Raw genomic sequence first — 9,102 nt, forward strand, 5'->3', positions numbered from 1 at the left:
CCGACCGATGGGGCAGGCGAGGGCCGCTGCTCGCCGGTTCGGCGGTGTTCGTCGCCGCGAGCCTCCTCGCCGCGTTCGCGCCCACCATCGCCGAAGTCGGCTCCGGCACCGAGGTCGTGTCCGCCGCGAAGCGCACCTCGCCCTCAAGGAGGCCTTCACGGACCTGACGCGGGATAAGCGGCGTGACGCGCGCGCCCGCTTAAGCGTGTCAGTACAGAGTGCGCGGGTTCGCGTCGATGCGGACGTGCACCAGGTGCGGCCGCGCGTCCGGCAGCGCGGCTTCCAGCGTCGGCTTGAGGTCCTCGGCCTTCTCGACGACCGACGTCCCCAGGCCCAGGCTCTTCGCCAGCGCGGGGAAGTCGATGCCGCCGAGGTCGACGCCCGGCACCTTCTCGCCGCCCGCGGCCTCGCCGAGGATGCGCACGGCGGCGTACTCCGAGTTGTCGAAGATCACGAACGTCACCGGCAGGTTGTGCTGCGCCGCCGTCCACAGTGCCTGGACGCAGTACATGCTCGACCCGTCGCCGAGGATGGCGACGACCTTGCGGTCCGGGCGGCCCAGCGCGGCGCCGACGGCGGCCGGGAGGCCGTAGCCCAGAGTGCCGCTGGCGACGGTGAGGAAGCCGGTGTCGGTCGACTTGATCGGCAGGTGGTCGTGCAGTTCGTTGCGGTGGCTCGGCGTCTCTTCGACGACGATCGCGTCGTCCGGCAGGACCTCCGAGATCGTGGCGTAGGCGAAGTCCGGCGTGATCGGCGTGGCCGCGGCGGGCTTTTCCAGCCGGGTGCGGGATTTCGGCGCCTGACGCGGCGCCGCGCGGTCGAGCAGCGCGCGGATCGCGAGCTTCGGCGTCGCCCGGATCCCGGTGCCTTCGGCGGCCCTGGCGAGGATCTGCTCGTCGTCGCTGATCAGGAACAGCGGCGGCAGCGCGGTCTCCGACTCGCCCCGGTACACGTGGTAGGTGAACGCCGGGGCGCCGATGACGACCACGAGGTCGTGCTCGACCAGCGCGCTCGCGAGCATTTTCCGTTCCGGCTGAAGGAAACCGAAGAACTGCGGGTGGTCCTCCGGGAAGGAGCAGCGCGCGCCCATCGGCGGCGCCCAGACCCCGGCGCCCACCTTTTCGGCCAGCGCGACGACGTCCGGCACGGCGCCCTCGCCGTCGATGCCGGGGCCCACCACGATCGCCGGGCGTTCGGCGGCGTCCAAGGCGGACACCAGTTCGTCCAAGGCGGACGGATCGGGCGCGAAGCCGCGGATCGCCGGCCGGGAGATGATCGGCTTCGAGGTCTCGACGTCCCAGTCGTCCACGGGCACCGAGACGAACACCGGACCCATGGGCGCCTGCGTCGCCATGTGATACGCCCGGGCCAGCGCCGCCGGGACGTCCTCGGCCCTGGCGGGCTCGCAGCTCCACTTCACGTACGGCTTGGGGAAGTTCGTCGCCTCGACGGCGCCGAGGAAGGGGTCGTCCGGCAGCAGCGACCTGGTCTGCTGTCCCGCCAGGATGATCAGCGGGGCGTTGTTGCGGTAGGCGGTGAAGATGTGCCCGAGCGCGTGGCCGACGCCGCCCGCGGAGTGCAGGTTCACCAGGGCGGGCCGTCGCGAGGCGCGGGCGTACCCGTCGGCCATCGCGACGACGGACGCCTCGTGGAGCGCGAGCACGTAGGTGAAGTCGTCCGGCCATTCCGTCAGGAAGGCGATCTCGGTCGTACCGGGGTTGCCGAAAACCGTGGTCAGGCCCAGTTCACGCAGCAGTTCCCTGGTCGCGTCACGTACGGTGCGGGTAGCCATGGCGCACACGGTATCTGGTCGGACGGCGATAGTTGAAGATGCAACCTCATGTCACCGTGTGTGGTCTGGACCTGACCCGGTGTTCATGGTCTAGTCCCTGACCAGCGCCGCCCACTCGCGAACGGCGGCGACGTCCACATCGGACTCCCAGCCGCCGGGCCGGACCGCGCTGCCGACGTGGAACGCGCGCACCCCGCCCGCCCGCAGCAGATGCACCTGCTGGGCCCGCAGGCCGCCGCCGACCAGCAGCCGCGGCCCGTCCTCGCGGCGGGCGAGCCGCTGCAGCACCGAAAGACCGTGCGCGACGCCGTGCGGATGCCCGGCCGCGAGCACCGTGTCGCAGCCGAGCGCGGCCAGCTGGTCGTAGGCGCGCAACGGGTCCCGCGCGCGGTCGATGGCCCGGTGGAAGGTCCACGGCAGACCGTCGAGCTCCTTGACCAGCGCCTCGCAGGCGTCGACGTCGATTTCGCTGTCCAGGTCCAAGAAACCGAAGACGAACTCCCGTGCGCCCGCGTCGATCAGCCGCGCGGCGTCCGCGCGCAGCCCGTCGAGGTCGCCGGCCGCGAAGGACATGTTGTCGCGCACCATGACCCGCACCGGGAGATCGGTGGCGGCGAGCACCTCGCGCAGCGTCCCGGCCGACGGCGAAAGACCGTCGCTGGCCATGTCGCTGACCAGTTCGAGGCGATCGGCCCCGCCCTCCTGTGCGCGCTCCGCGTCCACCGCGGTCAGCGCGATCACTTCCAGCAGGCCGGTTTTCGAACTCATGGATCTTCCAATTCGCTTAAGCCGAGGGGTTGTCTTCACCCCTGGCGTGGCGACCGCGCCGGAATCCGCCTTGCAGGCTGGTCATCCGTTCGCGGACCGCTTCTGGGGAAAGTGAGAGTATCGGCCTCTCCCCCAGCGGCTTCTCCGGCCTGTCGTCCTGCGACCGGGCTTCGGGGACGACGGCGGGCAGCACCGGCCAGGTCTCCTCCGCGCCGTCCTCCTGTTCCAGCTCGGCGGACGTCGGCCAGGCGTGCTCCGGCTCGGGCTCCGGCGCCTTGGCTTCCGGCGCCTCTTCCTTCGGCGCCGTCGGCTTCGGTTCCAGCGGCTTCAGCGTGGGCTCGGTCGGCTCGTCCGGATCCCGCGCGGGTTCCTCGCTCGCGGCGCTCTCCGCCGCGGCTTCCGCCGCCTTCACCGGCTCGAACGACGGCAGGGAAGGCGGACCGGGCTCGGCGGGCGAAGGTCCCTGGCGCGGGCCGCCGTGGTCGAACCACTGCGAAAGCACGCTCTGGTACTTGGGCATCCGCTCGGTCGGCGAGTCCAGTTCGAGGTGGTTGACGGCGTCGTCGTCCGCCGAAGGCCACTCCGGCTGGGTTTCCCGCTCGACGACGGGCGCGCGCCGCAACGGCCCGGGATCCAGCACGGGCGCGAACCGCGACTCGTCGGCGCTCTCCTCCGGTTCGGACAGCGGCGGGACTTCCAGCGGCGGTTCGGGTTCCGGCTCGGGGGCGACCACGACGGGCGGGGGTTCCGGCATCGGGGCGGGCCGGGGCGCTTCGACGATCAGCGCGGAGGGCACGACGACCACGGCGGTGATCCCGCCGCCGTCGGCGGACCGCAGGCGGACGTCGATGCGGTGCCGGACGGCCAGCGTCGCGACCACGAACAGGCCCATCCGCCGCGAGACCTCGACGTCGACGTCCGGCGGGTTCGCCAGCCGCGTGTTGGTCCGGTCGATCTCCGCCTGCGGCATCCCGGCGCCGTGGTCGGTGATCTCGATCTGCCATTCGCCGCGGTCGGTCTCGTGCCCCTCGACCTGCACCATCGTGCTCTGGTCCGAATAGCGGGTCGCGTTCTCCAGCAGCTCGGACACCACGTGCACGAGGTCGTTGACCGCCTCGCCGCGCACCGCGATCCGCGGCGCCGCACCGAGTTCGATGCGCTGGTAGTGCTCGACCTCCGACAGCGCGGCGCCGATGATCTCGTCGGCGACGACCGCGCCGCCGTCCTCGCGGACGACGTCGGTCCCGGAGAGCACCAGCAGGTTCTCGCTGTTGCGCCGCATCCGCGTCGCGAGGTGGTCGAGTTCGAAGAGACCGGCGAGCGTGTCGGGGTCCTGTTCGTCGGCCTCCATGCGGTCCAGCACGGAAAGCTGGCGCTCGACGAGATCCTGGCTCCGCTGCGACAGGTTCACGAACATCGCGTTGATGTTCTCCCGCAGCATGGCCTGTTCCCCGGCGAGCCGGACGGCCTCGCCGTGCACCGCGTCGAACGCCCGCGCCACCTGGCCGAGTTCCTCGCGGCTGAACACCGGGACCGGCGCGACGGCCAGCCGTCGCCGCAGGTTTTCCGGCTGTGGCTCGGGATCGCTCAGCAGACCTTCGACGGCCGCCGGGAGCTGGTGTTCGGCGACCTGGAGCGCGCTGCGGCGCAGGATCCGCAGCGGCCGCAACAGGGACCGCGCGATGATCACGGAGAGCACACCGGCGACCACCAGGACGCCGAGCACGATGCCGCCGTCCCAGATCGCGGACGTTCTCGCTTGCGCCGCAAGGGTGTCCGTACGTTCTTGCAGCTGCACGAGCAGCGCCTGCTGCACCTGGTGGGTCAGATTGACCGTGTACGTGGCGGAGGTGTCCCACTGGTTCGCGTCCAGGCCGCCGAGACCCTGGTTGTTCTCGGCGCGGATGAGGGCCGACTCCACCATGTCGTTGCCCATGTCGACGATCAGGCCGATCACCGTGTCGTCGTACATCCGCTGCTGTTCGGGCGTCGCGAAGGTGCGGTAGTCGTTGCGGGCGGCGGCGAGTTCGGCCTCCGCGCCGAGCAGCGCGCGCGTCCGGTCCCGGCTGAGGCCGCCCTGGGCGAGCGCGGCGGCCATGATCGCGCGCTTGACCGACATCTGGTCCTTGACCCGCGCGAGCGCGTTGCCCGCGAGGCGGAGCTTGCCCAGATCCGGGTCGGACACGTCGGCGGCGGTGGAATCGCTGATGTCGAGCAGGCCGGAGATCAGTTCACTGTAGGAACGCAGCACCGCGTCGGCGGGGAAAGCCGAGTGTTCCGCGGAAAACCGGAGCCCGGTCAGCACGCGCAACCGGTCGCTGGTCAGCTGGAGACTGGTCGCGGCCTTGTCGCCGAGCCTGCTCTTGCTCTCGCCGAGCGTGCGGTCGAAGGTGCCGATGGCCTCGTCGACGCGCTTGCGCTGCTCGGTCAATTCGGACACATCGCCTTTGCGATCGCCCGCGACGAACCGGACGGTGAGGTCCCGTTCGCGCTGAAGCTGGTGCACGGCCTCGGCGACGGTGCTGTCGACCCGGCCGCGGGTGGCGAATTCGGCCAGCTGCCGGGCATCCCGCAGATCCGAGTCGACCCGGAGCCCGACGAGGGCGACCACCGCGAGCGCGGGAATCAGGAGTACCACGAAGAGTTTGGTACGCAGGTGCCAGTTCCGCAGCCGCCAGCGGCCACCGACGCGAGGGTGTCGTTCCGCCGCGTCGCCCCCACGGGGACGCTTGTCGCGACGGGCCACCTGGTTTCCTTTTCCCACCACGGGACCCTTTCCCATGGCTGACATCGGGGACGAGAGCCCGAACCTACTGTAGAGTAACAAGGTTCGAGAACGATCGAAAGCCGCGCAATCCGGCGTCTCCCGCACGCGATCGTATGGGGCACGGACCATACGATCCAGAAGGAGGAGCACATTCTCTCGGTAGGTGAGCGGTGACGAAGATGCGCGTCTTGGCGATTCCGCTGGTAGCGGCTCTGCTGGCGACGGCCGGTTGCGGAGTGTTTTCCGATGGTGACGCAAGTACCGACGCGCCACTCGAACGGACGGAACTGCGCATCGGTGTCGGAAGCCCCATCGACACCGCGCCCTTGCGGGTCGCCGTCGCCGAGGGGAAGTTCACCGCCGCCGGTCTTTCCGTGACCCTGGTCGACGTCCCCGCCGACCAGGCGATCGGCAAGCTCTCCGCGGGCGAGATCGACCTGGCGTTCGCCAGCGACGTCTCCATCTTCCGCGCGGCCGCGTCCGGGACGGCGTTGCAGTTGCAGGGCGAGGCCTACACCGCCGGCCGCAACACCATGGCGCTCGTCACACTCCCCGGCTCCGACTACACCGAGCCGACGCTCAAGAAGTCGCCGAAGATCGCGGTGAACATGCTCGACGACGTCGGCGTGCTCGTGGCGCGTTCGGTCCTCGGCACCGCGGGCGTCGACGTGAACCGGGTCCAGTTCAAGCAGAACCCGTTCGACCGGATGCCGCAGGCGCTCCAGGCGGGCGAAGTCGACGCCGCGTGGATGGTCGAGCCGTACATCACCAGGGCCGAGAAGGAACTCGGCGCGAGCATCCTCGCCGACGGCGCCCGCGGCGCGACGCTGGACTTCCCGATGTCGTCCTACGTTTCGACCGGGGGCTTCGGCCAGGGCAACGCCCGCACGCTCGCGGTGTTCCGCGAGGTGCTCGGCGAAGCGCAGGTGCGGGCCGCCGACCCGGTCGTCGTCCGCGACGCGCTGCCGTCGTTCTCCGACATCGACCGGACCACGGCGTCACTGGTCTCGCTCGGGAGTTACCCGGTGTCCCTCAACGGCATCCGGCTGCAGCGGGTCGCCGACCTGATGCACAACTCCGGCATGCTCGGCGCCCGGCTCGACGTCCAGTCGATGGTGCCGCGCTCCTAGATGTTTTCCCCGGTAGGCCTCAGGCACACGGTGCGGGCCGGTGGGCCGATGTAGCGGAGTTCGGTGTCGTCCGACAGGCAGTCGGCCGACGATCCGCTCATCACGAACGCCCGCGCCTCCGCGCCGATGTCGGTGCAGCGGACCTTCGCGATCCGCGTCTCGTGCACGACGTCGCGCAGGCAGTCCCCGCTGTCGACGTTCAGCGCGAGGCAGAGCGTCTTTTCGGCCCTCTTGCTGGACGAACTCCCGTACAGCTCGAACTGGACGTAGTCCGAGCCACGGCATTCGGAGGAGCCGGGACGCACGTCGTCGATGCGGAAGGTCGCGCGGTTCGAGGAGCAGCTGGCGGTCGTGTAGCTCTGGCCGCCGCCCGCCTCGTCGGTCAGGTACAGGCATTTGCCCGCCTCGACCGTGGCGAATCTGCCCGACTGCGAGATCCCCCAGGCGACCAGGCTCCCCAGGCCCAGCGCGGCGATGACGCCGAAGACGATGGACACCTTGGCCAGCACGCTGATCGGCGGCGGCTTCGGGAACGGCGTCGGCGGCCCCACCTCCGGCATCGCGGGCATCGGCGCGGGCGCGTTGAACGGGTCGTATTCGGGCGTCCCGCCGGTCGGTGTAGTCGTCAAGGTCCCCTCCTCCTCACCTGCCGCACATCCTTCCACCAGCGGTGCCGCGACGGGTGCCGGTGTGGCCGGAACGTATAAAGGAGGATGTGACCGATGGCCCGCTGATCGTCCAGTCCGACAAGACCGTCCTGCTCGAGGTCGACAACAGCCAGGCCGACGACGCGCGGATCGCCATCGCGCCGTTCGCCGAGCTGGAACGCGCGCCCGAGCACGTCCACACCTACCGGATCACGCCGCTGGCGTTGTGGAACGCCCGCGCGGCAGGCCACGACGCCGAACAGGTCGTCGACGCGCTGACGACGTACTCGCGATTCCCCGTGCCCCAGCCGCTGCTCATCGACATCGTGGACACGATGGGCCGGTTCGGGAGGCTGCAGATCGCCAACCACCCCGCGCACGGCCTGGTCATGTCGACCATCGACCGCGCGGTGCTGGAGGAGATCCTGCGGCACAAGAAGATCAGCCCGATGCTGGGCGCGCGGATCGACGAGGACACCGTCATCGTGCACCCGTCCGAACGCGGACGGCTCAAGCAGGCGCTGCTGAAGGTCGGCTGGCCCGCGGAAGACCTCGCCGGTTACGTCGACGGCGAGGCGCACCCGATCGACCTCGACGAGGGCGATTGGGAGCTGCGCGACTACCAGCGCAAGGCCGCGGAGGCGTTCTGGGCGGGCGGGTCCGGCGTCGTCGTGCTGCCCTGTGGCGCGGGCAAGACCCTCGTCGGCGCGGCGGCCATGGCGCACGCGAAGGCGACGACGCTGATCCTGGTGACGAACACCGTCGCCGGACGGCAATGGAAGCGGGAGCTGGTCGCGCGGACCTCGCTCACCGAGGAGGAGATCGGCGAGTACTCCGGGGAGAAGAAGGAGATCCGGCCGGTCACCATCGCGACCTATCAGGTGGTCACGCGCAAGACCAAGGGCGAGTACAAGCACCTGGACCTGTTCGATTCGCGGGACTGGGGCCTGGTCGTCTACGACGAGGTCCACCTGCTGCCCGCGCCGGTGTTCCGGATGACCGCGGACCTGCAGTCACGGCGGCGGCTGGGGCTGACCGCGACCCTGGTGCGCGAGGACGGGCGCGAAGGCGACGTGTTCTCCCTGATCGGCCCGAAGCGGTACGACGTCCCGTGGCGCGACATCGAGGCGCAGGGCTGGATCGCGCCGGCGGAATGCACCGAGGTCCGGGTGACGCTGACGGACGCCGAGAGGCTCGCGTACGCGACGGCCGAGGCCGAGGAGCGGTACAAGCTGGCGGCGACCGCGGACACCAAGACCAAGGTGATCAAATCCCTGGTCGACCGGCATCCGGGCGAGCCGACCCTGGTCATCGGGGCCTACCTCGACCAGCTGGAGATGATCGGCGACGAGCTGGACGCGCCGGTGATCCAGGGCGCGACGCGGAACAAGGAACGCGAGGAGCTGTTCGACGCGTTCCGGCGCGGCGAGATCAGGACGCTGGTCGTTTCGAAGGTCGCCAACTTCTCGATCGACCTGCCGGAGGCCTCGGTCGCGATCCAGATCTCGGGAACGTTCGGCTCGCGGCAGGAGGAGGCCCAGCGGCTCGGACGGCTGTTGCGCCCCAAGGGCGACGGGCGGCAGGCGCATTTCTACTCGGTCGTCTCGCGGGACACCGTCGACACGGAGTACGCGGCGCACCGGCAGCGGTTCCTGGCCGAACAGGGCTACGCGTACCGGATCGTGGACGCGGACGATCTGCTGCGCCCGATGTGACCGGTACTCCCGCGTGACCGAGCGGTCACCCGTGTCGTCCCGCTCGATCCCGGAGTCTCACCGCGTGTCGTCCGTCTGATCACGCGTGTCCTCCGTCCAGTCACACGTGTCGTCCCGCTGGTCGCGCCCTGGAGTTCCGCGGCCAGGTGCGTCTCGCGGGACGACGATGTTGCGAAAGTGGCGTTCGCGAGGGCTCCGGCACCCGCCTGCCACCGGACGTGACCGGCGAGAGCCGCTTGGGGTGGGGTCGTGAGTGGCGATTCGGGTTCTTAAACCAAAAACC

6 protein-coding genes are annotated in these 9,102 nt (G+C 70.2%); 2 read left to right on the forward strand and 4 right to left on the reverse strand.

All coding sequences use genetic code 11. The features are described 5' to 3' along the window. Nucleotides 1–208: 208 nt before the first annotated feature. The 3 genes from mdlC to AB0N89_RS40530 form a co-directional block, all read right to left on the reverse strand. Nucleotides 209–1,792, reverse strand: a complete 1,584-nt coding sequence (mdlC, locus tag AB0N89_RS40520) for a benzoylformate decarboxylase (protein ID WP_364216908.1) — start codon at nt 1,790–1,792, stop codon at nt 209–211. A gap of 90 nt (nt 1,793–1,882) precedes the next feature. Further along, nucleotides 1,883–2,560: a copper homeostasis protein CutC gene (locus tag AB0N89_RS40525; protein WP_364216911.1), complete on the reverse strand. Its 678-nt coding sequence runs from the start codon at nt 2,558–2,560 to the stop codon at nt 1,883–1,885. Between the two features lie 16 nt (nt 2,561–2,576). Continuing rightward, the gene (locus tag AB0N89_RS40530) at nt 2,577–5,306 is read right to left on the reverse strand and encodes a nitrate- and nitrite sensing domain-containing protein (RefSeq protein WP_364216914.1); all 2,730 of its coding nucleotides are present in this window, start codon (nt 5,304–5,306) and stop codon (nt 2,577–2,579) included. A gap of 191 nt (nt 5,307–5,497) precedes the next feature. On the opposite strand from AB0N89_RS40530, the gene AB0N89_RS40535 reads away from it, so the two are divergent. After that, entirely contained in the window at nt 5,498–6,457 is a 960-nt protein-coding gene (locus tag AB0N89_RS40535; protein ID WP_364216917.1) for an ABC transporter substrate-binding protein, read from the forward strand. Here the strand turns inward: AB0N89_RS40535 and AB0N89_RS40540 are convergent. Then, entirely contained in the window at nt 6,454–7,086 is a 633-nt protein-coding gene (locus AB0N89_RS40540) for a hypothetical protein (RefSeq protein WP_364216920.1), read from the reverse strand. The genes AB0N89_RS40535 and AB0N89_RS40540 overlap by 4 nt on opposite strands. A gap of 86 nt (nt 7,087–7,172) precedes the next feature. Here AB0N89_RS40540 and AB0N89_RS40545 point away from each other — a divergent pair, with 86 nt between their 5' ends. Then, nucleotides 7,173–8,819, forward strand: a complete 1,647-nt coding sequence (locus tag AB0N89_RS40545) for a DNA repair helicase XPB (protein WP_364216923.1) — start codon at nt 7,173–7,175, stop codon at nt 8,817–8,819. The last annotated feature ends 283 nt before the right edge of the window (nt 8,820–9,102 follow it).

The organism is Amycolatopsis sp. NPDC089917, from assembly GCF_040684635.1.
In the GTDB taxonomy this organism is placed as follows: Bacteria; Actinomycetota; Actinomycetes; order Mycobacteriales; family Pseudonocardiaceae; genus Amycolatopsis.